The 25,458-nt window shown below is 48.9% G+C and carries 22 protein-coding genes and 1 riboswitch; of the genes, 7 read left to right on the top strand and 15 right to left on the bottom strand.

Annotation, left to right across the window (positions count from 1 at the left end; all coding sequences use genetic code 11):
- Positions 1-39 precede the first annotated feature (39 nt).
- Both AC58QM_RS02235 and AC58QM_RS02230 read right to left on the bottom strand, forming a co-directional pair.
- The gene (locus tag AC58QM_RS02235; RefSeq protein WP_497280993.1) at positions 40-1,662 is read right to left on the bottom strand and encodes a response regulator; all 1,623 of its coding nucleotides are present in this window, start codon (positions 1,660-1,662) and stop codon (positions 40-42) included.
- Complete coding sequence (locus AC58QM_RS02230; RefSeq protein WP_497280991.1) at positions 1,646-3,469, bottom strand: cache domain-containing sensor histidine kinase; 1,824 nt, start codon at positions 3,467-3,469, stop codon at positions 1,646-1,648. The genes AC58QM_RS02235 and AC58QM_RS02230 overlap by 17 nt, the downstream gene beginning before the upstream one ends.
- A 229-nt stretch (positions 3,470-3,698) precedes the next feature.
- Here AC58QM_RS02230 and AC58QM_RS02225 point away from each other — a divergent pair, with 229 nt between their 5' ends.
- Complete coding sequence (locus AC58QM_RS02225; protein WP_497280989.1) at positions 3,699-4,130, top strand: VOC family protein; 432 nt, start codon at positions 3,699-3,701, stop codon at positions 4,128-4,130.
- Between the two features lie 572 nt (positions 4,131-4,702).
- Here AC58QM_RS02225 and AC58QM_RS02220 read toward each other — a convergent pair.
- From AC58QM_RS02220 to AC58QM_RS02190, 7 genes are all read right to left on the bottom strand, one after another.
- Positions 4,703-5,221 (bottom strand): DinB family protein, encoded by a 519-nt coding sequence (locus AC58QM_RS02220; protein ID WP_497280987.1) that lies wholly within the window; start codon positions 5,219-5,221, stop codon positions 4,703-4,705.
- Between the two features lie 200 nt (positions 5,222-5,421).
- On the bottom strand, positions 5,422-5,667 hold the full coding sequence (locus AC58QM_RS02215; RefSeq protein ID WP_497280986.1) for a hypothetical protein: 246 nt from the start codon (positions 5,665-5,667) through the stop codon (positions 5,422-5,424).
- Between the two features lie 119 nt (positions 5,668-5,786).
- Complete coding sequence (locus AC58QM_RS02210; RefSeq protein ID WP_310501200.1) at positions 5,787-6,014, bottom strand: spore germination protein; 228 nt, start codon at positions 6,012-6,014, stop codon at positions 5,787-5,789.
- Positions 6,015-6,120: 106 nt separating this feature from the next.
- Complete coding sequence (locus tag AC58QM_RS02205; RefSeq protein WP_497280984.1) at positions 6,121-8,115, bottom strand: beta-galactosidase trimerization domain-containing protein; 1,995 nt, start codon at positions 8,113-8,115, stop codon at positions 6,121-6,123.
- A 27-nt stretch (positions 8,116-8,142) separates the two neighbouring features.
- Positions 8,143-9,012 carry a carbohydrate ABC transporter permease gene (locus AC58QM_RS02200; RefSeq protein ID WP_497280982.1) on the bottom strand — a complete coding sequence of 290 codons (870 nt, stop codon included), beginning with the start codon at positions 9,010-9,012 and terminating at the stop codon, positions 8,143-8,145.
- 13 nt (positions 9,013-9,025) lie between these two features.
- Entirely contained in the window at positions 9,026-9,925 is a 900-nt protein-coding gene (locus AC58QM_RS02195) for an ABC transporter permease (RefSeq protein ID WP_497280981.1), read from the bottom strand.
- A gap of 93 nt (positions 9,926-10,018) precedes the next feature.
- Positions 10,019-11,578 (bottom strand): extracellular solute-binding protein, encoded by a 1,560-nt coding sequence (locus AC58QM_RS02190; RefSeq protein ID WP_497280979.1) that lies wholly within the window; start codon positions 11,576-11,578, stop codon positions 10,019-10,021.
- Between the two features lie 303 nt (positions 11,579-11,881).
- Here AC58QM_RS02190 and AC58QM_RS02185 point away from each other — a divergent pair, with 303 nt between their 5' ends.
- On the top strand, positions 11,882-14,215 hold the full coding sequence (locus tag AC58QM_RS02185) for a helix-turn-helix domain-containing protein (RefSeq protein WP_497280978.1): 2,334 nt from the start codon (positions 11,882-11,884) through the stop codon (positions 14,213-14,215).
- A 70-nt stretch (positions 14,216-14,285) separates the two neighbouring features.
- On the opposite strand, the gene AC58QM_RS02180 is transcribed toward AC58QM_RS02185, so the two are convergent.
- The 4 genes from AC58QM_RS02180 to AC58QM_RS02165 are packed head-to-tail and all read right to left on the bottom strand — an operon-like array spanning position 14,286 to position 18,617.
- A complete protein-coding gene (locus AC58QM_RS02180; protein WP_497280976.1) occupies positions 14,286-14,912 on the bottom strand; it encodes a hypothetical protein in 627 nt (208 codons plus the stop codon).
- A gap of 8 nt (positions 14,913-14,920) precedes the next feature.
- Complete coding sequence (locus AC58QM_RS02175) at positions 14,921-15,754, bottom strand: amidohydrolase family protein (protein WP_497280974.1); 834 nt, start codon at positions 15,752-15,754, stop codon at positions 14,921-14,923.
- Positions 15,745-17,697, bottom strand: coding sequence for a DUF8034 domain-containing protein (locus AC58QM_RS02170; protein ID WP_497280973.1), 1,953 nt, complete (start codon positions 17,695-17,697; stop codon positions 15,745-15,747). Before AC58QM_RS02170 ends, AC58QM_RS02175 begins: the two co-directional genes overlap by 10 nt.
- On the bottom strand, positions 17,694-18,617 hold the full coding sequence (locus AC58QM_RS02165; RefSeq protein ID WP_497280971.1) for an aldo/keto reductase: 924 nt from the start codon (positions 18,615-18,617) through the stop codon (positions 17,694-17,696). The genes AC58QM_RS02170 and AC58QM_RS02165 overlap by 4 nt, the downstream gene beginning before the upstream one ends.
- Before the next feature lie 121 nt (positions 18,618-18,738).
- Here AC58QM_RS02165 and AC58QM_RS02160 point away from each other — a divergent pair, with 121 nt between their 5' ends.
- Together AC58QM_RS02160 and AC58QM_RS02155 are read left to right on the top strand one after the other, a co-directional pair.
- The gene (locus AC58QM_RS02160) at positions 18,739-19,569 is read left to right on the top strand and encodes an AraC family transcriptional regulator (RefSeq protein WP_497281573.1); all 831 of its coding nucleotides are present in this window, start codon (positions 18,739-18,741) and stop codon (positions 19,567-19,569) included.
- A 102-nt stretch (positions 19,570-19,671) separates the two neighbouring features.
- The gene (locus tag AC58QM_RS02155; protein ID WP_497281571.1) at positions 19,672-19,755 is read left to right on the top strand and encodes a putative holin-like toxin; all 84 of its coding nucleotides are present in this window, start codon (positions 19,672-19,674) and stop codon (positions 19,753-19,755) included.
- 101 nt (positions 19,756-19,856) lie between these two features.
- Here the strand turns inward: AC58QM_RS02155 and AC58QM_RS02150 are convergent, their stop codons facing one another.
- Entirely contained in the window at positions 19,857-20,453 is a 597-nt protein-coding gene (locus AC58QM_RS02150) for a sulfite oxidase-like oxidoreductase (RefSeq protein WP_497280969.1), read from the bottom strand.
- A 34-nt stretch (positions 20,454-20,487) separates the two neighbouring features.
- A complete protein-coding gene (gcvH, locus tag AC58QM_RS02145; RefSeq protein ID WP_497280967.1) occupies positions 20,488-20,877 on the bottom strand; it encodes a glycine cleavage system protein GcvH in 390 nt (129 codons plus the stop codon).
- Between the two features lie 199 nt (positions 20,878-21,076).
- Positions 21,077-21,173, top strand: a riboswitch (glycine riboswitch).
- Between the two features lie 213 nt (positions 21,174-21,386).
- Between gcvH and gcvT the strand changes: the two genes are divergently transcribed.
- From gcvT to gcvPB, 3 genes are read left to right on the top strand one after another with little or no spacing between them, the layout of a single operon-like run.
- Positions 21,387-22,481, top strand: a complete 1,095-nt coding sequence (gcvT, locus tag AC58QM_RS02140) for a glycine cleavage system aminomethyltransferase GcvT (protein ID WP_497281569.1) — start codon at positions 21,387-21,389, stop codon at positions 22,479-22,481.
- A 35-nt stretch (positions 22,482-22,516) separates the two neighbouring features.
- Entirely contained in the window at positions 22,517-23,872 is a 1,356-nt protein-coding gene (gcvPA, locus tag AC58QM_RS02135; RefSeq protein WP_497280965.1) for an aminomethyl-transferring glycine dehydrogenase subunit GcvPA, read from the top strand.
- Entirely contained in the window at positions 23,869-25,326 is a 1,458-nt protein-coding gene (gcvPB, locus tag AC58QM_RS02130; RefSeq protein ID WP_497280963.1) for an aminomethyl-transferring glycine dehydrogenase subunit GcvPB, read from the top strand. Before gcvPA ends, gcvPB begins: the two co-directional genes overlap by 4 nt.
- Positions 25,327-25,458: the final 132 nt, after the last annotated feature.

The raw sequence follows: 25,458 nt of genomic DNA, 5'->3' as shown, positions 1-25,458 counted from the left end.
TTTGTTACCCATCCGCCTGCCTAAGAAACAGGCAAGCCCTCACGGCTTGGAGGGCTTGCCCAGAGACATTTCTTTAAATTCGGTAGGTGTGAGCCCTGTCTGCTTTTTGAATACCTCACTGAAATAACGCCGATGCTCGTAGCCTAGCTGCTGTGCAATTTCCTGCACTTGGTAATCCTCAATCAGCATCGACTTTGCCCGCTCCATTTTCGCCTGCGTCACGAATTGCTGGAAGGTCGACCCTGTCACCTTTTTGAATAGGTTCGAGTAGTAGCCCCAGCTCAAGTTCACCTGCTTCGCACAGTGTTCCAGCGTCAAATCCAGATCCAAATTCGCTTTGATATAATCCGCTGAACGGTGAATGATCTTCTGTGACTCGCTAGCTCGTTCCTGATGAATCAGACGGCAGCCTATTTCACACAGCTCAATAAACCAAGCGCGATACTCCAGAATGGCAGCCCCGCTGTCTCGGATTTCAAGCGTCTTGGCTTCGAACTCTGCGAGGCTGGGACGAGGGAATTTCTCCAGCAGCACGCGCAGCATGCGCAGGGCAAGACCTTGCAGCAATCGGTCTACGACACCTGGTTCCGGGAGAACGGCTACTTTTCCCATCTCGGTAAAAATGGTCACTGCCCACTCCACACAGGCGTCTCGATTGCCCGAGCGGAAAGCGAATAAAAACTCATTCTCACTATCCTCGGTATAAATCCACTCCACGGGAAGTGCTGCACCCTCTGTTTGAAAGCTAAAAGCACCATTCCCACCTGTATAAAAATGATACGACAACGCGCTAAGCGACTGCTGATAGCTCTTCGGCAGTTCTTGCACGGTTTTTACACATTGGCCGATGCCAATGGATATCGTAAATTTGGTATGGCGCGCAATGTTCGCGCAGCATTGGTCGGCAATCGCCATCGGCAGCTCCTGATTCGCAACAGTGAGAATACAGATGTAGCGATTGAGCCCCTCGCGAAACACGACGGCTGTCGTGTTAAACGCTATCGTCTCTTCGACGATATTTTGCAACGAAAAACGAACAAGCTCTAGCTCTTTCACAGGCACTTCGCCATATTTATCACTAAATTGATCAATTTGAATCGTCATCACCGCAAAAGGCGGCTTCAGCTCATTGATATCCAGAAAGTCCGATAGGCGCGCTAATTCAGATTCGTTGGTTTGATGATTAACGAGGAGGGATAAGTATTCCTGCCGGAGCGCTGGCATGCTTTCCCTAATCTTCTGCTGAAGACCGATCAGCTGCTTGCGGCTCAGGTTCTCTTGTTCCCAGACTTCCTTTGCCTTGACGACTGCTTTTACAATTTGATCAATGGAAAAAGGCTTCTTTACATAGTCCAATGCTCCATATTGGATCGCTTTTTGGGCATAATCAAAGTCTGTATAGGCACTTAAAATGATTACCTTACTCGTCGGCAAAATCTCCATAATATTACGAGTCATTTCCAAGCCGTCCATTTTAGGCATACGAATGTCGGTTAGAATCAGATCTGGCTTCGTTTCGCGAATCACCGCAAAGCCTTCCTCGCCATCTGTCGCGCTGCCTACGATTTCAATCCCGTGATCGGCCCATGGAATCTTCTTCGTAATCATATCCACAACACTTCGAATGTCGTCCACGACGCATAGCTTAACTCGTTGATCCATGGAAATCCTCCTCTTTTTCATATCGTGGTAACCACAAATCGATGCGGGCTCCGTTCCATGCGTTCGTCGTAATCTCCATACGTTGCTCAGTCCCATAGTACAGTTGAAGTCGCGTGTAAATATTGCGAAGTGCGTAGCCATGCTTCGAAGTTGTAGGATGCAGCATACTTTGGCGCAGCCGCTCCGGAACGAGCCCTTGACCATTATCTTCCACTGTAATATGCAGCCAATCCCCATCCGATCGGGCTGTGAGCTGGATTTCGCCACCGGTCTTCATATCCTTGAAGCCATGCAAAATACTATTTTCAATAAGAGGTTGAATCATGATTTTAGGCACAAGACAAGCTTGCAGCTCAGGCTCGACATCCATCTGAAAGACGAATAAATTCTCATAAGACTTTTGCTGAATGGCCAAATATTGCCGAACATGATCCACCTCATCCGCGAGCGTGATCAAATCCCTGCCTCCACTTAAACTCAATTGAAACATATTCGATAAGGCCAAAATCATTTCATTCACATCATCGTTCTCACCCAGCACTGATTTACAGTAAATCGTATTCAGCGTGTTGTAGAAAAAATGAGGATCCATTTGCGCAGATAACGCCTTGATCTCCGCTTTTCGTTTATCGCGTTCCCGATTCTTCACATCGGCAATAAGCTGTTTGATCTCATCTAGCATGCGATTAAAGCGGAAACCAACCTGTGACACTTCATCCTGATACACGCTTTCGAAGCGCACATCCAGATCATTCTCTTCCACGCGCTTCATCAGTTTCTGCAAACGGAACAAGGGCTTAAGCAGTAAGAGCGTTAAATTGTTCGTAATAAAAAGGGAAACGACGATAAAGCCGATCGTCACATACGTCGTGGCTTGCTTAATGCCATTCAATTTGGCTAATAGTTTATCCTTGGCTTGAACGCCGACAATCATCCAGTCATCCTTGACGTCCAGACGAGCATAGTTCACGAGATAGTCTTTTCGATCGGAATCGCTATAGAAAAAGGAACCCTTGCTATCGTCAGTTAATTGTTTCACAAAATCGGGACGCTGCATGAACGCTCTATCTTGCGTACGATCCGCATAATTAATATCTTCACCTTGCGAATCAACGAAATAATAGTGCTTGTTGGAATCCGTTAAGTTTTCCATAAAAAGATCACGAAGATCGTCTTCCTTCACATTGATGACCACATACACATTCGTCGGCTCATTACGCATGTACGAATCTTCGCTCACACCTTCGGCAACTAGTGAGATGACCCGCTGATTCCCCGTAAAAAAAGGATCCACATGCCCCTTGCTCCAGAACCCTCGCTTCAAGAGCTGAAACTGCTTAAACATATCCGATTGATAAAAGGAATTGGCGTTATTCCGCACGCTTGAGGTCGGATAGAAATCCCCGATCGGCGTGGCAATCAGTATACTCTCAATCATGGTATCGTTGAATTTCACTTGTGAGAAAACGTACTGCAAAGCCGTTAATGATTTATAGTAGCTCGAGCTATCCTTGTTCTGGACATCCTTCATCAGCTGCTTGAACGCATCACTGAACATGAGCGCTCGCACAGCGGTACCGATATTTTTCAGTCTTTCATTGACGATTTGCGCAGATTGATTCACGGTATCCTGACTCGATTGCATGGCATTCCGCTGAATTTCCTTGGACGCGATGAGGTAGGCGATGCTCCCTGTTGCCACCAGACCTACGGTAATTAATATGACAAACGTAAACCATATGCGTTGTTTAAGTGAGAAGGAATGGAACAGACGTGACAGCCACGACCAAATAGCAAGCTTATTCATAGGCGACGTTAGCACCTTTCCTGTGTGTGAGAAGATAGTCTTTATCCACTATATTATAGTATAGGTCTCTTGCCGAAGGCATGGGGAAAATTCAAGATGGAGGGCAGCTATTTCTATATATCTCCATGCAAATAGAACATATGTTCTTTATTTTTCAGAGGAATTGTGGTAATAATAAGAGGTAGACTTTTTCCCCTTCAACTACTTCAATCTAAGGAGCTGTTTATTGATGTCCGTTCGTTTAACTCCGTATTTAGTATTGCCTGGTACTGCCGCTGAAGCTATTGCCTTTTATGAGAAAGCGCTGGATGCTCAAGTTCTATTTAAACAGACCTTTGGCGAAATGCCTGCCAACCCTGAATTTCCACTTGCCGATGAACATAAAGGGCTCGTTGGACATGCGATGCTGCAAGTCGGCGAAAGCCAAATTATGTTCTCCGACTCCGACCTAGGTAAACCCATTCAACAGGGAGATCATGTGACGATTTGTATTACAACGAAGGATGCCAGCTTGTCCAAGCGATATTTCGAAGGGCTCAAAGATGGCGGCACCGTCATCATGGATCTGCATGAAGCATTCTTCAGCCCTGCCTACGGACAAGTGAAGGATAAATTTGGCGTGACTTTCCATCTGTTCACCGAAGGGACATCGATGAATTAGAACGTAGTAAAGGCCCTGTCGCTTGTGACAGGGCTTTTTTATTTGGGGCTGGGCAGATAGCGCTGACTGGCAGCAGACTGAGCGACAGCGCGCACGCAAGCAAACCACACTGACTGGCGCATGGACTGAGTGACTGACTGTCTCGCCTTCCACGCAATCGTCTCTTCGACTGGCAAACTCCCCCTGTCACTCGACCTTCTCATCGACTGGCAAACTCCCCTATAACGCGATCGTCTCTCCGACTGGCCGCCGAAGTAATTAAATGGAAATTATCCATCTATTTTGGATCATTTTTTTAAAATGTTATGATTAGATGGATTTAATGCAGTTAATATTCCCACTTTTGGCCAACTCATCGAATACCCTCATAATTAGCTACAAATAATCCATCTAAATCAATTTTCAAGCTGATTTCGCTCAAATTAACATCAGAAAATCCATCTATTATGCGGATTGCATGCGAGTGTGCCCGTGGGTCGGGCACATTCTGGATGCTTAAGCAGTTCTGAAAGTGGCGGCAATTTTTAGAGCCACCTGAACATGTTTTACAATACAAAATAACATCAACACAGTTAAGTAAGCTGCGCTTCACCTGCATACCAGAACAACGCGAATTCCGTCATGACGGAAGCATAGCCCATTTGGCGCAGCATGGCCGTGACGTTCCCCCGATGATACGTAGCGTGATTCACAATCTGTAAAACGATCTCAGCCAAACTTGTTTCCCGAACTCCAGCATAGGGATTATCGAGTGTGATCTTCTTTTCCAAATCAGGCAACTCCTTAAGAAATGCCTTACCTTGTATCGACAATTCGCCATACATGGCCTCTAGCTCATTTAAGCTCTTGCTCTCTGTTGCTTCAGTTATCTGCCAGGAGGCTGCCATAGCTTCTTTCATACTTTTACCTCCAAGAATGTCTAACCAGGTGCGATCTGTAAGGTAGATATGCGCAATCACTTTCGCAACAGTCGGAAACACACTCTGAATCTCTTGGCGGTAGACCTCCTGTGGAAGCTCCTTCAACCTGTTGATCAGCGTTTGATTCGCCCATACATGATAGTCATACATGCGGTCAGCTGTTTGTGTCATTCAACACACACTCCCTCAATTCAATTGTTTTATCATTGTTTCCAGATATACCCTTATTATAAAACAAGTACCCTGACAACATATTGTCAGGGTACTTCACGCTTTTTTATTTTCCTTGCTTATTCATGTACTTCACATACTCTTTTTCTGCCTATACCCAAAAAACCGCCCCTGCTTAGCGCATTGACGGTCAGTAATTCTTAATTAAATTGACGGAGTACAACAGGATCAAAGTGCTTTTTTTCATCGATTTCCCGTTGCTCACGGTTCGCTTGAATCCACGAACTCACACATAGCGCAACAATCCCCGCAAAGAGCAGAAAACCAAGGAGTTTCCACCAAAAACTACCTGCTATAGAAGGATTAGCCCCTATAATCAGTATTAGAATGGGCAGGAACCATATTAGATTCTTCATATAAATCCAAATCACTTTTCGTTTTAACAAGCTGCTCTATCCCCTAAAATAGTTTCAAGTTCCGTATATCTTTCGCAGCACCACTTCACTTTAGGACCGTCCATCCCAACATAAAAGTCGTCCAATTTATGGAAGTCAATAACCAGTCATCAAATCGTGTTATTCGGCGTGTCTACGAGGTCAGGATCAACCGTATTTGTACTTCCATTCAGCACATTCTGAACACTTCCAAAGCTGTCCCCAGGGGAAAATGAGTTGGCTCCTGCAAAGATTTTGGAGCTGCTTGTGAGACTAACAGCGAAGGTATCGCCAATCTGGACATTGGAGCCCTGAGCGACATTTAGAATTTTGATACCTCCATTAATAATGACAGGCATACTCCGGCCACTCCCTTCCAACTCTAAATCATTGTATGTATTAGAGTGCCTATTGGTCACTTGCGGGGTGGATAGATAACCTTATGAACATAAAGAAGAACAGGTCCTAATAAACCTGTTCTTCTTTCTTGGCGACTTCATACTCGATGACAACCATCTGGTGGCACTCTAGACTAGGTACTGTGTAGTAAACCGTCTGATCCTCATACCTGAATGTGAGCGAGGTCATCTGCGGTGCCATATATACGTTCTTTACGTGGTTAGATGTACGAACAGCAACCTGCACATCATAGATGGTAACAATATCCTCAATGACTTCGATGTTTTTCCCTCTGCGGATTGGGGTTGCGTATAACAAATGATTAACCAGACGATGCTCATCCTGTTGATTCTGCAGGGTGACGATGCCTTGCGCTGGGAGGTTGGTTTGCAACGTCTTGTCTAAGAGAAGGCGATCCAATGCATATAGCACTGCTTCTTTCAATATGAGGCTGCCTTTGGTCGCATAATCTTCAAATATGTTCCACGCGATATAAATACCACTTTTGCTTTCCACCATACCCGGTCCTCCATATTCATAGCTGCTTGGCGTATGCTGGTGCGAGCAGAAAGTAAACAGATCGCGGTTAAAATAAGGATTTTCACGGTGTGCAAGCTCAGTTCCGCCCGCAATTTCGATTTTCTGCCCCTGTGAATAGAAAATGTAAGAGGCTTCTCTACAGCTTCCAAGATTGAACAGCGGACGAAAATAGTCGGGGCGATATGGATTTAACCCTACATGCCGCACCCCAAGGTCGATGGCAAATTGAGTGCCCTCCAGATTAAGGCAGGACCAGCCCGTTGCGAGAACTTTACCGCCTTGCAGGAGGAATTGCGCCAATTTGTTCTGTAGCTTATCATCCACTGCTACGTAATCCGGTAAAATTAGCACCTTATAAGCTGTAAAATCATTATCCTGATCGATCACATCGAATAGGAATTTGCCTTCAAGCAGCATGCGTACTGCCCCTGCGTCCGAATCCGATGTAGACACATTGGCCTTGGGATGCAAACCGGTTGCTTCCAATGTCAGCAGGGCCACATCTGCAACATTCATCGCCTTTACGCACCATGCCTCCTTGGCCTCGACCTCACGATATGCCTCGCCAATCAGTGCGTAGGTCGCTTCATCCATATGACCGTCAGGATGAAGCTGATCGCCAATCGAGCAGCGGGCGCCATTGGCTATGCTGAGCGCAGCTTCATAACGGAGTGCGTTCGGGTGCTTATAGCCACCGAATTCTCCCCAAGACGTATGGAATTTTCCCGTCATACCGAGAAAATCGACACCAAGCGGTTGCGCATACCTAGCCGACAGCGGAAAGTGATCATAGCCCCATCCACCTGTAGGCAGCGATTCCAGTTCTAAATGTGTGTTCATAGCAATCAGATCGCGTCGACCTCGCGCAATGTGTCCGCCATTGTGGAAGATCGGCAGTCCTGGCTTGATCGATTGAACCGTTTCCTTCACCTTCGTCGTATAATTCACGTAGGTTGTCTCCCAGAGCTTTCGCATTGCCTTCTCATCCCGCGGATCCTGTCCTTGCTGGCGCACGCTCTCCACACAGCTATGACAGTAGCACTTTCGTATACCTACTATGTCAAAAAACAGACCGTCTAGATCATATCGGGACACGACTTCCCGAATCTGCTCAATCAAGATTGCCAGATAGGGAGAGTTTAAGCAAAATTGGTGATAGCCTGGCAGCATAAATCCTTTGACCCAATTCGTTTGGTCGTTCTCATCACGGATGAGCCATTCTGGGTGACGTCTTACCAATTTTTCATCCAAGCCAGCCGATAGGTACACGGGTGTCTTCACACCAATGTCATGTGCCGCCTCAATCATGGCCGCAAGTAAGTCAAAGCTCAGCCCAGGATGGATTTCGTTCGCATCCGACGGATGATAAGCCCAGCCGTGATGGCATTTGGCGAAAATCGTAACGGAATCCACATGACCAAGCTTAAGCATTTCCTGAAACTGCCCCTTATCAAAACGTGATCCGATCGGCGCTATAGCTTCCGAAGTGTGAAAATCAAGATGCACCTGACGAAATCGCATGCGGTCTCATCCTTTCCATTCTATATGCTATCCCTTTACCGAACCAATCATTGTACCTTTCTCAAAGTAACGTAGCAGAAATGGATACATGACCAACACGGGAAGAGCGGATACAATGACCGCTGCCATCTTCAAGCTCTCAGGCGCAGGCGGAACCTCATTCACAGCCGTCGTAAACGGATCGAGCCTATTCTCAATTAGAATTTGCCGGACAATTTGCTGTAACACGAATTTGGATTGATCAGTCACATACAACAAATTATCCATAAACGCATTAATGTGATACACAAGCGACCAAAGTCCAATCGTAACCAGAACAGGGACCGACAGCGGCAAAATGATGCGAATGAGAATTCGTAGATCACGCGCTCCGTCAATCCGTGCTGCTTCAATGAGCGCATCAGGAATCGAGCGGAAGAACGAGATCATGACTAGCACCTGGAATGCGTTCGCCGCATGAGGCAGCACGTAGACCCACCGCGTATTCAGCAGATGCAGCTCCTTTATAAGCAAATAGTTTGGCACGATCCCACCGTCGAAGATCATGGTAAAGAGCAGGAGCAGTACCAATACGCGCTTCCAGGGCATTTCATTGCGAGAGAGCGGATAAGCAGCGCATATGGTGACGATCAGGGTAAGCGCTGTGCCAACGACCATGCGGAACAGCGTATTGCCGTACCCTTTCCAGATGAATGGGTAAGTCAACAGTTCCTTGTATGGCGTCAAGGTCAGATCCCTCGGAATCCAGTGAAAGCCGCTGCGGAGCGCCTCTCCCCTTCCACTTAGCGATACTGACAACACGTGAATAAAAGGGTAGACGACAATAATGGCAAGTACGCCAAGTACAATATAAATGAGGCTAACGCTTAATCGATCCTGCCAGTTTCCATTTCTCATGTTGCGAATCCTCCTACCATAAGCCGCTCTCTCCCTTGCTTAGTCTGCGCACCGTGAAGTTAGCCCCCAGAATCAGCAACAATCCTACTAAAGACTTGAACAAGCCAATCGCAGCCGTATAACTGTATTGAAATTGCTGTAGTCCAACGCGATAGACGTAAGTGTCAATGACATCTCCCGTGTCAAAGGTGACAGGATTGAGCAGGTTGATAATTTGTTCAAAATTTGCGCTCAAGAAGCCGCCTAGGCTGAGAATGAACATAATTGCAATGGTTGGCATAATCGACGGAATATTAATATGAAACAAACGCTGCCAGCGATTTGCACCATCCATGGTTGCTGACTCATGCAGTTCCGGGTTAATGCCCGACAGGGCAGCAAAATAAATAATCGATCCCCAGCCGATATCCTTCAATATGGCTGAACCAACTACAATAGAGCGAAAATACTCCTTATGCCCCATATAAAAGACCGGTTTCCCACCGAACCAACTGACCATCTCAGCCACAATGCCCGTGGTCGGCGACAGGAAGTAAATGACAAGACCGGACATAATGACCCAAGAAACGAAATGCGGCAGATACATCGTCATCTGCACGAAGCGCTGAAAAAATCGAGATCTAATTTCATTCAGCAGGAGCGCCAACACGATCGGTGCGGGAAAGGCGAACAGCAGCAAATAGAGATTTAGCAGCAGCGTATTACTCAGCAAGCGGTAGAAATCGGCCGAATGAAATAGCGCCTCAAAATGCTTAAAACCCACCCATGGACTGCCCCATATCCCGTCGACAACGCGAAAATCCTTGAAAGCGATCAGTACACCGTAGATCGGGCCATATTTGAATACGAGAAAAAAGGCAAAAGCAAACAAATAGAGCGCAAACAGCTCCCTATTTTTCATAATCATCTTCATGTCATGTGCACTTCCTCAGGGCCAGTTGCGATCCCTCCCTCGGCATCAGCGCATGGCTTGCAGCCGAGGATATGGATTCGCTTCTTAAGCTGATTATTTTTTAAACTGCTTTTGGTACATCTCATTGGCTTCTTTGGTTAATTCGTCTCCACCCTTAGCTTTCCACTCTGCCACATACTTATCGAAATCGCTAAGCGGCACTTCTCCACTGATGATTTGCGCAAAATATTTTTGCGTCAGTGCCGTCAAATCTTTTTTATATTTGCCATCGGATGGAAGCGCAGCGAATAACAGTGCATCCGTCTGGTTCGGCGCAGAAGAATACGTACGAACGGCTTCGTTCATCTGAGGATTGGAATATTTATCTCGATAAGCTCGAGTCGTGATATTGCCAAGGGAGAACAACCGGATGCCAACTGCATCACGTTGTTCCTGCTTTTCGAAGCCCGTTAAAATTTTCGTTGCGCCAGAAGTTGCTCCGCTAGCTGCAAAATCCCATTGCGTTCCTTTGACGCCTAAGGTCGTCATATTGATCGTTTCTTCGTCACTGCTTTCTGCTCGCAGTATTTCAAAAATTTTGTTCAGCTTAGCTGGATCATTCTTCACCTTGTTGCCAAGCACAATGTAATTACTTTTTACTCCCCAATCCCAGCTGCCGCTGCCGCCAGGTCCCTTCGGATTTTTACCCAGTTGAAGCTTCGCATTCGGATTGATGTCTTTCATCGCTATATTTGTCGCACCATCAGCCAGCGCAGCTTTTCCGACTTGCTCTTCAATCACACCAATCCGACTGTTATAGAGCTTCTTGCGGTACGAATCTTGTGTATCCGTAATATATTCCGGATCGATCACGCCGTCAGCATACCATTTACGCAGCTTCTCAAGAGCAGCCTTTGCTTCTGGCATAACGGAACCGTTCATAATCTGACCTTGTTTTTCGTGCCACATGGTTGGTTGTACACCAAATGCGCCAAATATGGAGTAGAAGCCCGTCGACCACGTCGACGTCGCCGTGCCGGTCAAACCGTAGGTGTCGTTCTTGCCGTTACCATCGGGGTCTTTCTTCGCGAAAGCATAAGCCGCCTGCTCGAATTCATCCAGTGTCTCTGGAAGCTTCGTGATACCGACTTTGTCGAGCCAGTCTTTGCGCCACAACATCGTAAGGTCATAAGGTTTCAAATCAATAAACATCGGGACTGCCCAGAGCTTGTCACTAAACGTTACCGTCTGGAACAGCGCCTTCGACTGCTCGACATCTTTATAGTATTCAGGCATTTTCTCTTTCACCATGTTCGGATCCAGGTCCATCAGAACACCTTGCGCTTGATAGGCAGATACATTGGATGGATCACCCAGCATGAACACATCTGGTACGTCACCGGAAGCGATACTGGCATCAGTCACTTTGACAGGTTTGATTTTGATATTGAATTTCTGTTCAAGCCACTTCTGTACTGGCGTATCGGCAACGACTGCCGGCGCTTGGAATTGAATGCCCCACGTAATTTCAATTGGCTTTGCAGAAGCAGTACTACTCGGTTGACTCGATTCGGAAGTTGTTTTATTTTCTGTGGAACATCCACTAAGTACGCTTGCGGCCATGCTGGCTGCTAATACGGTGAGTGCGACTGGTTTCATTTTATAGATAGGCAAAATAAATTCCCCCTGCTTCACATCATGATTTCCGTTCCTTAACGCGCTCTACCCCGGCCGGGAATTGGGAACGGTTACATCTTTTACGATATCCCGTGGCACACAACTACACAATGATCTCATTCGATTTTTGTTATGTTATTCCTTTCCGTGGCTGTTTTTATAGCGTTATGTTATTCGGTTTTTCGTATGTTTTTCGCCTCTCAGCTTCCCCCTTCTTCATTCTGTGCTATAATTTTCTTCGTGCCGAGTGCTTCATCCACCTAATCTTGAAAACGCTAACACTTCGAAAGGAGGGTCTGGATGCCTAGTCTTCAAGTGATTCGCAACCGATCGCTATTCGTCAAGCTGCTGTTATCTATGACAGCCATTATCGTTGTTACCGTCATCCTCATTTCCTCGGTTACCTATACGATTTCTGCCGATACCAGCATTCAGAATTCGATTGAATATAATCAATCCATTATGGAACAGCAGCGAGAACTGATTCATAAAGAACTTCTTGCGATACAGAACATCGCCTCCAGCATGGTCATGACCCAATCCTACTTGGTTCATAAAATCAACGATAAACTCAGTGTGTCTTCCCTCATTGACTTGACGAGGTTCCTAGAGGAGCAGCAAAAACTAAGTCCTTATATCGACTCCATTTATCTCGTCTATAATAAGCTCGATCTCGTACTGACCTCCCGTTCTGATATGAAAATGTCCCCGCTATCTTCGTTCACCGATCGTTCTTGGCTGACGGTCATGAATGAAGAAACCGCGAACCGAACGGTATGGCTTACCAATCGTCCTGGCAGTGCGGTAAAAGGGCTGCTTGCCACCAGTTTAATGCAAAAAATGCCGCTCATTGGTCCTGTTGATGGGGCCATTGTCATCAATTTAAAGCTCGACCTTCTCTTTAAAGAATATTTGAGCCATTATCATAATAAAAAAGGCCTGACACTAGTCCTCGGGTCTCAAGGCGAACCGCTCTACAGTGAAACGGAAGAAGCAGCAGCCCTGATCGGGAAGTTTAATCCTAGCGTGCTTTCCGCTCCAGGAAGCGGCTCCTACGTTGATGATCGCCAGTGGATTGTGACGTACACAACCTCTAATGTGACAGGGTGGAAGTTTGTTAATTTAACCAAACGATCTGTACTGCTTGAGGGTCTAGGCCGTATTAAAATGATCGTAGCCGCCGTGTCTGCTCTTTACGTCACTGTTGCCATTTTGCTGCTGATCTACATCTCACAGCGACTATACCGGCCACTTAAAAGTGTTCTCACCTATATTAGCGGCAGCGAAAGAGTAAACCCTGATGCCTCATTGCCGGCCGCCGACGAAGCAAGCTTCATCCAGCAAGCATTCGAACGGCTTCGTCATAGCCGGGAAACGATCCTTAGCGAGAAGGAACGGGTAGAAACATTGCTTGGCGACAACCGTTCAGCGATCAAGGAGAAATATTTGAGCGACCTCATGAAGGGGCGGGCGATTTCCCAGCAAACCAGTGGTCAGGAGAAGGATGCAGCGGAGCTTTTGGGATTAAAGTTGAATTTTGAACGATTTGCCATCCTAACGATCGAGCTAGAGGAACAATCCCTGCTGAATGACTCGACTGGCAATCTCCATTTTCACCTATTTCAATATGGCTTAATTGAAGAACTCGGACCCGAAATCGACGGCGAAATCTTCGCCAAGGACGATGAACGCATCATCATCATTCTTGCTGTCCCAGCTAATCAAGATGATTTTCCAATTGAGCTTGCGAGAAAACTACAGTTTAATCTGGAGAGCCGTTACAGCATCACTGCAACGATTGGAATTAGCCGCATCCACACGGGTGTGTCTTCTGCTCAAACCGCCTATGAAGAATCGGTCGAAGCCCTCAATCTGAAAATGTATGTCGGCAAAGGCGAAATCGTCCCCTATACCATCGTTAGTTCCTGGAAGCAGGATGAAGATACCTATTATTACCCTTATGAGCTAGAGACAAAGCTGCTTCAGGCACTACTTCAGCTGAACGAGGAGGAGTGTGTGGACACGATCAGCCGTATTACGCAAGAAGTGACCACCCGCAGGCTTGGGAAAGCCAACGTGCAACAGCTCTTCTTTCAAGTAAGCGGGGAAATCGTAAAAACACTGGTGCAAACCGGCGGAGATATGACCGCCGTACTCGGCGATCGGCCGTTCGTCCTGTCAGGTATCCAAACACTTCGTGATATGGAGGCACGCTTGATGGAGATGTGCACTCAAATCATTGCCCACAATCGAGAGAAGCGGTTGAAACTGAACGATATGACCTTGCAGCTCGCTACCGAATTTATGGAAAAGAACTATAATAACAACATCACAATCGAGACCGTTGCCGGGCACGTGCAGCGAAGCACGTCCTTTTTGAGCCGCATTTTTAAGGAAACGACGGGCACAACGATCAACGACCATTTGATTCATTTGCGAATCAAACGGGCTTGTGAGCTGCTGAAGCAGCCCAAATATTCGCTGGAGGACATTTGCCGTGAAATTGGCTATGCCAACGTCAGCTATTTCAGCAAGCTGTTTAAGTCGCGGATGGGGAGTACGCCAGGGCAATACCGTCTATTACAGACGGTAGAACAGGTACCGGCGGGTGGTATGGAAGATTCGGAAAAGTAAGAATGCAAAGAAGCCAGCCTACTCTCTTTAGGAGCTCGGTTGGCTTTTTGACGATACAAGGCTTTAATGATTAAAAGGTCAAAATTGTGTCCATCGTTTCCCACAAGATAGGTCCCTGCTCGCTCTCCGACCAAGGGATAAAATGCGGCTGCATCACGTCATGCCAGTTCTCTGGCGTAATCGGTGCAGGCCATGTCATTCGCGTCGCCCCTTGCTCAAAATTGGGCGCCGGACGTTCATGATAAGAGAAGATCAGTTCCTCATGCACTCCGATGAGATAGGTTGGATTAAAACAGCTCGGTTTCTCCTCCTGCATAGCGTAATGATAGAAGATGTAGCTGCTGTACTTCGACGGTCTCAATCGTGCAAGGCTACCAACTCGCTCACCTCTTCGTCCGGCTTCTTTCATCTCCGGCTCACCATCGTGGAAGATATCGAGCATCGGAACGGCAAATCGCTGCTCACCTCCAAAACTGCCCGGCCATGTCTCTAGCAACGGCTTGCATGTTGTTGGCCATTCCCATTCGCACTCTTCGCCCGTCGTTTCAAAATAAAGAAATATACCGCTTCCCTTCGCGAAAATCGAGCAACTCACTACATCCTGCCCCCGAAGTTCGCGCTGCCAGCTTGCGGCTGCTTCGGCTAACGCGAGCGCGAAGCCCACTTCGCAGCCAACTTTCGTCTGCGCCCTATACATCCTTCTCATCATGTCAGTATCGGGTAGAATCGACCGGCGTTGCCCGAACGAATCATTCCCTTCTCCTCCTCCGTAAGGTCATCAGGAAGTACCGCCTCGAACAAGTCGATGACGTCCCTATAGCCGCCTGCCTGCAAGGCGACCGGCCAATCACTGCCAAACAGCAGCCGTTCACTGCCGAACATCTGAAGCAACTGATCAATGTAAGGCCGAAGTCTCTCAGGATGGAATCCGCCTGCCATCGTGATCATCCCGGACAGCTTAACCGCCACGCCCGGAAGTCTGGATAGCCGCTCCATGCCTGTTCGCCACGGTTCCATTTGCTGCTCCCGAATGTTTGGACAGCCCAGATGGTTGACGACCAACTTACGCTGCGGCAGCTCTTCTAAATACGATGCCACATCTGCAAGGTCATCGGGCTGTACGAGCAGATCCAGCGTGAGATCAGCCTGCATCAGCGCAGCGAGTACCGACCGCAGCTTGTTCTGGTCGCTCTCCGACCGATCAGAGCGAAATGCGCTGCCGTTTAATCGAATGCCGGTAAAGCGCGAGTTGGCCTTCAAAGATTCCAGCTGCTCATGAAAAAGATCCACAAACGGATCGAGTCCTCCGCTCACACCGGATATAACTGGCCAGGTCTGCGCTAGCTCCAGCAGAAATGCCGCTTCCTCCCCCTTAAAGGCGGCCTGAACGGCTACAAGCCCTTTAACATTGTAGGCGACCAGCTCCGTAAGCAACTGCTCTGGCAGGTAGTCCCGATAGAGCAGCTCATTCTCGGGTTTCAACCAGCCATAATCAATGTGCGATGGCTTCCAAAAATGAACATGACTGTCTACGTACATGACGCATCCCCATCTTCCCTACGCCCTACCAGCAGATCAGCGGCATATGGGTTCGTCCACGGCATCTCATAGCTCGGCGGATTGACGTAACGCTTCATGCCGAGCTTCAGCCTAATGCCAGAGCCTCGCTTTAGATGAACCGCCAGCCATTTGCCATCGAGCTCTATGTGCGAGCCCGGTACAGCGCAGTCATCTCCGTCCATTTGATGGGCACTGGTAAACTCGTGTTCTCCGAAACTTCCTGCTTGAATAACGACCTCGCGTTCATCAAACAAACTCGTGTTGCAGAGCTGCAGCGTCACACTGTCCGTTGTAAGCGCCTCCACTAAAGCAGATACACCTTGTGGAAGACCTGGCCGTTTCTCCTGTGAATCAAAGTAGCGCACCCGCGCATGCTGCAGGCCACCGTGCGATATGTGCATTGGTCCCCCTAGTGTCAGTTGTACAAGTGACTCGAAATATATCGGGCACATCTCTTGCCAGATATGGATGTTTGAGAAGTCACCGTCAGCAAAGTCGCTTTTCCACCCATGCGGGTCGCCTTTGTCCGAGCGCATTTTCTCCAACTGCCGACCGACCAGCTCCATATTGGCGGCAAGTATCCGCTTCGGATAGTCCGGGTTGATCCCTCTAATGTACTGGAACCAGGGCTCCGTATTACCGATATAGTGCTTCGTTTCCCTTCCTGTTCGACTGTCTCTTCCTGATACAACAGGCACGCTAATTTCATTCCAATCATGATCCTTCGGAATCCGTTCTAGCCGCTCTAGATCCTCGTCTGCCATGGACATCGTCCACAAGTAGACCGGATATTTCGGCAGCGCCTTCCGCCAATCGTACCAGCCATTATCCCCGTGTTTATTCGGCACGAGTACCTGGCCGTTCTCTTCCCGCCTCAGCGCCCAGTTGGCATCCAGTTGGGAACGGGCTAGCTCAAGCTGGTTCATGTCTCCCGTAAGTAAAACAGCATTCATACACGCGTTCGTCAGTGGCTCAATAATGGTCATGAAGCCGTGCGGCCATCTCCATCCATAGTAGCCTCCCCACCATTTACCGTCGTTGTACTCGCCTATTAAGCCAGACAGTCCGACATTATCAGGAATAACGCCTCCGTTCGCACGGGTACGTTCTTCCCATGCTGCCAGATAATCGACTGCCCAATCGCGAAGGGCTGCGTCTCCAGTATACATGAAGGCGTGCGTGATCAGTCCGGTTGCATTCAAATTCAGCGGGACATCTCCCCGATTCATTCGCTCATTCATCATCGCAATCATCTTCTGATAGACTGCATCGTTGGACCATGGGCACTTGCCGCTCGCAAAATCGACACCAGGAATATCTTCATACGGTGCAGGATAGTGATCGAGAATGCTGCGATGCGTGACCCAATCCTCCTCCGACACCGTGAACCGCGGACCTTTGCTTCCGTTCAATGGTGATCGGATAAGCTTTTGCACTTTATCATAATTCGGAGCTTCCGGGTCATCTCCTGTATACATGTTGGCAAAACGTACTGCTCTCTGCTTGTCCTTGCTTGTTGCAGGACCAGCAAGTCCGAGAAAGTACAGAAATAAATAACCTTCCCCATGATGCATCCAATCATAGTAAGCATCAAATTCTCGGGAAACTTGCCCATACTCAGTCCACTGCCACGTAATCCCTTCCCAAATCTTACGAGATACTTCGTGAAGCTCACGACTGCCGCCTAAAACGTAGAGCAGCGCTAGATTCATGAACCCTTCATAGGGATCATCTGAACCGTCCATACCAGGCCATTCCTTCTGCCAGATCAGAGTTCCATCAGGCTGTGTGTAACGAGCCACAAACTCCTTCGCCGCCTGATTCAGCGTAGCAAATAACCACTGTTCCTGCAGCGCCCACTCTGGTGGAACCATTCGTTCTTCCGCTACAATCCTTGGCAACTTACCTGCTTCTGTGTTCATTTCGATTCCTCCTTCTCTGCCGGAAATAAACTTTTGCCCTGAAATAAAGCATATACCCGTTGCAGATCTTCTGGATCCAATCCATGCCCATCGCAAAATGCCAAGTTCGTACGCAGTACTTCCGATGTGGCAGCTCCCGTCAGGGTAACATGAATGGCCGGATGCGACAGACTGAAACGCATGGCTGGTTCGACGAGTCCGTGCGGCTCTGTTTTACGCAAAAACGTAAGTTGCTCCATCCGCTTCGCTGCCTCATCAATGAGGTTAGGCCTCAAAAACGGTGCTGGTGTATCGGCAAGCAGGCCGAGTCCGAGCACACTGCCGTTAATAACACCGATTTCCTTCTCTGCCGCGAGCGGGAGCAGGTCATCCTTTGCCGTATGATCAATCAGCATATATCTCGCATAAAACTGGATGCTGTCAAACCGATTTAACCCAGCATATCGCTCCAGAAGTGATAATATTCTTGTCGAAACGCCGATATAGCGAATCTTTCCATCCTCCCGCAGCTTCTCCAGGGCAGGAAGCGTCTCATTCACAATCGTTTCATACGGAACCTGCTCTACATCGTGAATTTGCAGCAAATCAATCCAATCAGTTTGAAGCCGCTCCAAACTATGCTCAACCGAGCGAATCGTCGTCGCATAATCAAACGATTCTCCTGGACCTACTGCTTTCGATGCCAGCACGACCTCGTTTCTTCTGCCGCCGATCAGCGCCTTGCCGATTCGGCACTCCGACTCACCTCTGCCGTAGCTCGGTGCCGTGTCGATAAAATTGATGCCGCTGTCCAAAGCCTCATGGATCATCTTCTCGACGCCTTGTTCATCCGCAGGTCCAAAAACCCCTCCAAGGGGTGCGCCGCCAAGCCCGAGTTTCGATACGCGAAGTCCGGTGCGGCCGAATGTAGTATACTCCATTTGTATATCCCTCCTACTGTAAATTGTAGTGTTCATCCTTTATAATCAAAATAGCCAGAGTTCCCCATCTTATGGCATATCTTCTCTATTTGAGGAAGAGGCGGAAGCACACGTGGAATTTATGTATACGGAACCGATCGGTCTAACCGATCTTGCGGTGCTCGAAGTCGGCACGCAAAGTTGCCTGCCAAACATGACATTCGGGCCCAGCGTAAGAGATATGTACATTCTTCATTACATTCACAGCGGATATGGCACTTACTCGACGGGAGGCCGAACAGAACCGCTCGGCGCTGGAGAACTGTTTCTCGTTATGCCAGACACCGTCCACACGTATCGCGCCGATTCGGTTGAGCCTTGGAGCTACTCTTGGTTCGGCTTTGTTGGGACATTAGCCACTCGTGTGGTCGAAATGGCCGGATTTACTGCCCTGTCCCCTGTTCGGACCGCTGACTCGTCATTGCCCGTTGAATCTCTTTTTGGCAATTTAATGAGCCTGCGCAAGGAACCAGCTAAGGAGCTCCTTCTGACCGCTCTGCTGTACCAAATATTTGGGACACTGGCCATACCGGACGATACGCCCCCACTTAGAGCAGATGTCGGACACCATGTACGTAATGCTGTTTCCTATATGAACACCCGCTATGCCGAACGTATCGGTCTACACGAAATCGCTGACCATGTCGGGCTAGACACCAAATACTTGTGCCGTCTTTTCCAACAGCGCTTATCCATGTCCCCCTACCGATATTTGACAGATGTTCGGATGAGAAAAGCTTGCCGTCTTCTCCGCAGGCAGCTTCTTGGCATCGCGGAAATTGCTCATTCCGTGGGCTACCCAGACGCCCTCATGTTCTCGCGCATGTTCAAGCGGACCATTGGTATTTCGCCAACAGCGTACAGGGAGAAGGCTAAATTGGAGAGTGGAAGTGCATCCCATGAAACTTCCTGATTATTCCTAAAAATGAAAAAAAACCTATCGATGATAGGCTTCAAAGTATAATTCTCTCTTACAACTGAACTTGGGTGGTCGGCATCCTCCAGAAAGGAGGTAATGCCTATGTCATTTTCATTTCATGAGTTAATACTGTTCGGGATGTTTATTCTCGCACTTTTAACCTATGTGAAAAGAAAATAACCCCACTCAGGTTAGCGCCATAGGGTAGGGGTTATTCATTTCCGGTATGTCACTCGGAGTGTCGCAAATAATTATTAAATGCCACTTAAGTTTTTGAACCGTTAATCAAAATCGTACCTCTGTTCCTTGAAGGGATCTCCGTACATATGGTAACCATTCCTCTCCCAGAAACCCGGCTTATCCTTCGCCATGAACTCGATGCCTCGCAGCCATTTGGCGCTTTTCCAGAAATAGAGATGCGGAACCACCATCCTTACGGGTGCTCCGTGGTCAGGTGTCAGCAGCACGCCATTATGCCGGATGCCCAGAAAGGACGTCTCCAACAGGAAATCTGCCAGTGGAAGATTCGTCGTCCATCCATGCTCGGCATGCAGCATCACATGGGTTGCTTCTGGCTTCAGCTTCACTTTACTCATGAGTTCAGACACAGCAATGCCCTCCCACACATTATCCAGCTTGGACCATGTGGTGACACAATGGATATCGTTAGCAAACTCCTTACGCGGTAGCGCCATGAAATCCTTATACGGAATGGTGAGCTCTTCCTCCACCAATCCAAACAAACGTAAATCCCATTCGCTCATGTCGTTGTAGTAGGGCACGGACCCATAGTGCAGCACAGGCCAGCCTTGTGTCAGCGTTTGCCCAGGAGGAACACGATCACTCGGATCCTGCGGTTGCTTTTGCCCAAATTGCATGGAACACCCTCCATCTGTTCTACTTCTTCAAACCTTAGTCGTTACCGATATAGGAGCCGTATTCCGCAGCGCTTAATAAGCCTTCCAATGCTTCTGGTCCTGAGATTTCAACCTCAACCATCCAGCCTTCACCAAAAGACGCATTGTTTACGAGCTCAGGTGAGCCTTCCAGCGTGCTGTTTACAGCCGTTACTTTGCCTGATACTGGGCAGAAAATGTCCGAAACCGTTTTGACCGATTCCACGCTGCCAATACTCTCATTCGCCGTAACAGAAGCACCTACCTTCGGAAGCTCCACGAATACAATATCCCCCAATTGATCTTGTGCAAAATCGGTAATCCCTATGCGAACCACCCTATCCGATAGCTTCTCTACCCACTCATGCTCTTTGGTGTATAACAAATTGGCTTGTACGTTACTCATCAGTCCACGCCTCACTTACTTACAAATTTTGCTTATAGCTTAATCTACAGAGAACATCAAAGTCAAGACGGACATCGTGGAGGGTACAATTTCTACTGAAACAGGCGGCTGACTACCTTCGAACCTAAAAGTTACTGTTGACAATTCATACCGATTTAGGCTCATAATGAGGATAAGTAGGCTAATTAAATATTGGCGAATGAGGATACAGGGAGAGACTGCGGAGAATGTTGGCAGCGCCGAAGGAGTAAGCCCAATGTGGTGAATCTCTCAGGCAAAAGGACCTGTATCGGACGCGACTCTGGAGAGCTTCGAACACTCGTTAATCACGAGAAATCGGACACCCAAGGGGAAACTTAACGTTTGAGCATATGAGTTCATCCGTTCTAGGCAACTCTCAGGTACAAAGGACAGGGGCAAAAGGTATGTTTGTGTTGCATACCTTTTGCTCTTTTTTTGCGTTTCCGGAAATAATACCAACGGAAAATCACTCGATTGAAGGTGAGGTTATATGCATGCTGAAACGAACACCGCTTTTCCCGATTTACGCGGAGTATGGCGCGCGAATCATTGATTTTGGAGGTTGGGAGCTGCCCGTACAGTTCACTGGCATTCAAAAAGAGCATGATGCTGTCAGGGGGCAGGCGGGGCTTTTTGATGTGTCGCATATGGGTGAAGTACGTGTCCAAGGCCCGGATGCTTTCGCTTTTGTACAACACGTCACGACGAACGATGTGTCCAAACTGGTAGAAGGACAGTGCCAGTATAGCCTCCTATGCTATCCAAATGGCGGTGTGGTTGATGATCTGCTCGTTTACAAGTTCAGCGACGATGATTACATGCTCGTTATCAATGCCTCCAACATTGAGAAAGATATCGCTTGGCTGCAGCAGCACCTGACAGGTCAAGTCGAGCTGACCAACATTTCCGATGAGACTGCCTTGTTAGCATTGCAAGGACCTCGGGCCCTAGACATTTTGGCTAAATTGACCGACGCACCGATTGAGACGTTAAAAAGCTTCCATTTCCTTCATGAGGTAAAAGTTGGAGATGTGAAAGCGCTGCTTTCCCGTACAGGGTATACAGGTGAAGATGGTTTCGAGCTTTACGTCGATCAAAAGGATGCCATCCCCCTATGGCGGGAACTGCTGGAGGCAGGAACCGAGCATGGACTCATCCCCACAGGATTAGGTGCTAGAGATACGCTTCGATTCGAAGCGCGACTTCCCCTTTATGGGCAGGAGCTATCCTCGGAGATTTCGCCGCTGGAGGCGGGCCTTTCCTTTTTTGTAAAGTTGAATAAAGGTGATTTCATAGGTCGGGATGCCCTGCTCGAGCAAAAAACACATGGAGTTCCACGTAAGCTCGTTGGCATTGAAATGCAAGAACGCGGCATTCCTCGTCCGCATTATGCTGTATACGCCGAAGGTAAACAGATTGGTGAGGTAACAACAGGCACACAGTCTCCAACGTACAAAACGAATGTGGGCTTAGCTTTAATCGACTCCGCGTATAGCGCTCTAGGTACGGAAGTACTCGTTGAGATCAGAGGCTCACAAGTGAAAGCTACAGTCGTATCTACCCCTTTTCATAAAAAGAAATAATCCCCGAATTCGGGTTGGAAGGAGCATTTTCGGATATGAAACATCGTTATTTGCCTATTACGGAGCAGGATCAAAAGGAAATGCTGGATACAATCGGCATCTCCTCGATGGAAGATATGTTTAGTGATATTCCGCAGCAGGTGCGGTTTCAAGGTGAACTGCAAGTGGGGAATGCGCTCAGCGAACAGGGATTACTCCGATATATGCGCGAGTTGGCGGGGCGCAATGCGGATTTTCAGCGCTACGCCAGCTTCCTCGGCGCTGGCATCTATGATCATCACCTTCCGGTGGTGATCAATCATGTTATTTCACGCTCGGAGTTCTACACCGCGTATACGCCTTATCAACCGGAGATTAGCCAGGGGGAATTGCAGGCGATTTTTGAATTTCAGTCGTACATCTGTGAGCTCACCGGCATGGCCGTAGCGAACGCCTCGATGTACGATGGCGCAACCGCGTTGGCCGAAGCCGGCGCGCTAGCCAGCGGCGCGACGAAGCGCAGCCGTCTGCTCGTGTCCCGCGCGGTGCACCCGGAGGCGCGCGCCGTCTTGCGCACGACCGCCCGCGGGCTGAACTTGGACGTCGTCGAGATCTCCGTGACCCCCGAAGGTGTCACGGATCTGGACGATCTCGCGTCCAAGCTCGAGAGCGACGCAGCCGCTGTCATCCTCCAATCGCCGAATTTCTTCGGCTGCTTGGAGGATCTCGCGGCTGTGGAGCCGCTCGCGCACGGCGCGGGCGCACTGCTCGTCGTGAGCGCCAATCCGCTCACGCTCGGGCTGCTCGAAGCGCCGGGCAAGCTCGGCGCTGACATCGTCGTCGGCGATTGCCAGCCGCTCGGCATCCCAGCTGCGCTGGGAGGACCGAGCTGCGGCTACTTCGCCGTCGCGGAGAGCTGGATGCGCCGCATGCCGGGGCGCATCGTGGGCCAAACCGTGGACCGCGATGGCAAGCGCGGTTTCGTGCTTACGCTCCAAGCGCGGGAGCAGCATATCCGACGTGAAAAAGCCACGTCGAACATCTGCTCCAACCAAGCGCTGCTCGCGCTTTGCGCATCCGTGTACTTGTCCACGATGGGCAAGCAAGGCATTCAGGACGTCGGCACGCTGAACGTCCGTAAAGCGCACTACGCGGCAAATCGTCTTGCCGCGTCACCTAAGTTAGAGCTGCCATTCACCGGCAGCTACTTCAATGAATTTACCGTCAAGCTGCCAGACGGCACGAACATCGAGGAGCTGAATCGTCAGCTCCTTCAGCGCCAAATCATCGGCGGCTACGACCTCGGCCGCGACTATCCAGAACTAGCTGGCCATATGCTAATCGCCGTCACCGAGCAACGAACACGCGAAGATATTGATGCCTTCGCAGCTGCATTGGAGGAACTCGTATGAACAACGAAAAAGCACTCATTTTTGAAATGAGCCATCCAGGGCGTGTCGCTTATTCCTTACCAGACTCGGATGTTCCAGAAGTGAATATTGGTGAGCTTTTGCCAGCTAAATTCCTGCGACAAGTCGAACCTGACCTGCCCGAAGTGTATGAAGTCGATGTCATCCGCCACTACACGGCGCTTTCTCGTCGCAACTTCGGTGTGGATAATGGCTTCTATCCATTAGGCTCGTGTACGATGAAATATAATCCCAAAATCAACGAAGACGTCGCCCGCTTCCCCGGCTTTGCTCATATTCATCCGTATCAGCCGGAGGAATCGATACAAGGTGCCATGGAGCTGCTGTACAATCTCCAACACGATCTTGAAGCGATCACCGGAATGGATCGGGTAACCTTACAGCCGGCAGCTGGTGCACATGGCGAGTGGACGGGGCTCATGATGATCCGCGCCTATCACGAAAGCCGTGGTGAGCACCGTACCAAAGTCATCTGTCCAGATTCCGCGCATGGCACGAATCCTGCGAGTGCGACGGTCGCTGGCTTCCAAACCGTCACGATCAAATCCGATGAGCGCGGCCTCGTGAATCTCGAAGAATTACGCCGTGCCGTCGGTACAGATACAGCCGCGCTCATGCTCACAAACCCGAACACACTCGGTTTGTTCGAAGAACAAATCGTCGAGATCGCCGAAATCGTGCATGCTGCAGGCGGGCTGCTCTACTATGACGGCGCAAACGCGAATGCCATTATGGGCATCACGCGGCCAGGAGACATGGGCTTCGATGTTGTCCATCTTAACCTGCACAAAACCATGAGCACACCGCACGGCGGCGGCGGCCCTGGCGCTGGTCCTGTCGGCGTTAAAGAACGGCTGATTCCTTTTCTGCCGACACCGCTTGTTGCCAAACGGGAGGATAATAGCTTCTACTTCGACTACAATTATCCGCAGTCCATTGGTCGCGTCAAAGGCTTTTACGGCAACTTCGGCATTCTTGTTCGTGCTTACACGTATATTCGTACACTAGGTCCTGAGGGTTTGCGCAAAGTATCCGAATACGCTGTACTGAACGCCAACTATATGCTAGCTCGGTTAACACCTTATTTCGACGTACCGCATCCCCGCTTCTGTAAGCACGAATTCGTGCTATCTGGGAATCGCCAGAAGAAGCTAGGTGTACGTACACTCGATATTGCCAAAAGACTGCTCGACTTCGGCTACCATCCACCAACGATCTACTTCCCGCTCAGCGTGGAGGAATGCATCATGATCGAACCGACAGAAACCGAAAGCAAGCAAACCTTAGATAGCTTCATCGACACGATGATCGCCATCGCCAAAGAAGCAGAAGAAACGCCAGAGTTGGTGAAAAATGCCCCTTACACAACCGTCGTTAGTCGGATGGATGAGGCATTGGCCGCTCGGAAGCCGGTTCTGAACTGTACCTGCGGGTAAAACGATAAGTTTGAGTGACGCATCAATCATGTAAAAAAGCTGATCCTGAAGTAGATTGCTACTTTTAGGATCAGCTTTTTTAAGGACCTTATCGCTGCGCTCGCGGACAGTACTTTAAGGCCTTAAAAGTGC

The sequence above is a fragment of the Paenibacillus sp. J22P165 genome, assembly GCF_059692015.1.
Note: the sequence above shows the minus strand (reverse complement) of the source record. Positions and strands in the feature narration are given on the sequence as shown.

Bases quoted from the DNA above. Each gene is read 5' to 3' on its own strand.
- AC58QM_RS02235 (WP_497280993.1), bottom strand. From the start codon at position 1,662: ATGGATCAACGAGTTAAGCTATGCGTCGTGGACGACATTCGAAGTGTT.
- AC58QM_RS02230 (WP_497280991.1), bottom strand. From the start codon at position 3,469: ATGAATAAGCTTGCTATTTGGTCGTGGCTGTCACGTCTGTTCCATTCC.
- AC58QM_RS02225 (WP_497280989.1), top strand. From the start codon at position 3,699: ATGTCCGTTCGTTTAACTCCGTATTTAGTATTGCCTGGTACTGCCGCT.
- AC58QM_RS02220 (WP_497280987.1), bottom strand. From the start codon at position 5,221: ATGACACAAACAGCTGACCGCATGTATGACTATCATGTATGGGCGAAT.
- AC58QM_RS02210 (WP_310501200.1), bottom strand. From the start codon at position 6,014: ATGCCTGTCATTATTAATGGAGGTATCAAAATTCTAAATGTCGCTCAG.
- AC58QM_RS02205 (WP_497280984.1), bottom strand. From the start codon at position 8,115: ATGCGATTTCGTCAGGTGCATCTTGATTTTCACACTTCGGAAGCTATA.
- AC58QM_RS02200 (WP_497280982.1), bottom strand. From the start codon at position 9,012: ATGAGAAATGGAAACTGGCAGGATCGATTAAGCGTTAGCCTCATTTAT.
- AC58QM_RS02195 (WP_497280981.1), bottom strand. From the start codon at position 9,925: ATGAAGATGATTATGAAAAATAGGGAGCTGTTTGCGCTCTATTTGTTT.
- AC58QM_RS02185 (WP_497280978.1), top strand. From the start codon at position 11,882: ATGCCTAGTCTTCAAGTGATTCGCAACCGATCGCTATTCGTCAAGCTG.
- AC58QM_RS02180 (WP_497280976.1), bottom strand. From the start codon at position 14,912: ATGTATAGGGCGCAGACGAAAGTTGGCTGCGAAGTGGGCTTCGCGCTC.
- AC58QM_RS02175 (WP_497280974.1), bottom strand. From the start codon at position 15,754: ATGTACGTAGACAGTCATGTTCATTTTTGGAAGCCATCGCACATTGAT.
- AC58QM_RS02170 (WP_497280973.1), bottom strand. From the start codon at position 17,697: ATGAACACAGAAGCAGGTAAGTTGCCAAGGATTGTAGCGGAAGAACGA.
- AC58QM_RS02165 (WP_497280971.1), bottom strand. From the start codon at position 18,617: ATGGAGTATACTACATTCGGCCGCACCGGACTTCGCGTATCGAAACTC.
- AC58QM_RS02160 (WP_497281573.1), top strand. From the start codon at position 18,739: ATGTATACGGAACCGATCGGTCTAACCGATCTTGCGGTGCTCGAAGTC.
- AC58QM_RS02155 (WP_497281571.1), top strand. From the start codon at position 19,672: ATGCCTATGTCATTTTCATTTCATGAGTTAATACTGTTCGGGATGTTT.
- AC58QM_RS02150 (WP_497280969.1), bottom strand. From the start codon at position 20,453: ATGCAATTTGGGCAAAAGCAACCGCAGGATCCGAGTGATCGTGTTCCT.
- gcvH (WP_497280967.1), bottom strand. From the start codon at position 20,877: ATGAGTAACGTACAAGCCAATTTGTTATACACCAAAGAGCATGAGTGG.
- gcvPA (WP_497280965.1), top strand. From the start codon at position 22,517: ATGAAACATCGTTATTTGCCTATTACGGAGCAGGATCAAAAGGAAATG.
- gcvPB (WP_497280963.1), top strand. From the start codon at position 23,869: ATGAACAACGAAAAAGCACTCATTTTTGAAATGAGCCATCCAGGGCGT.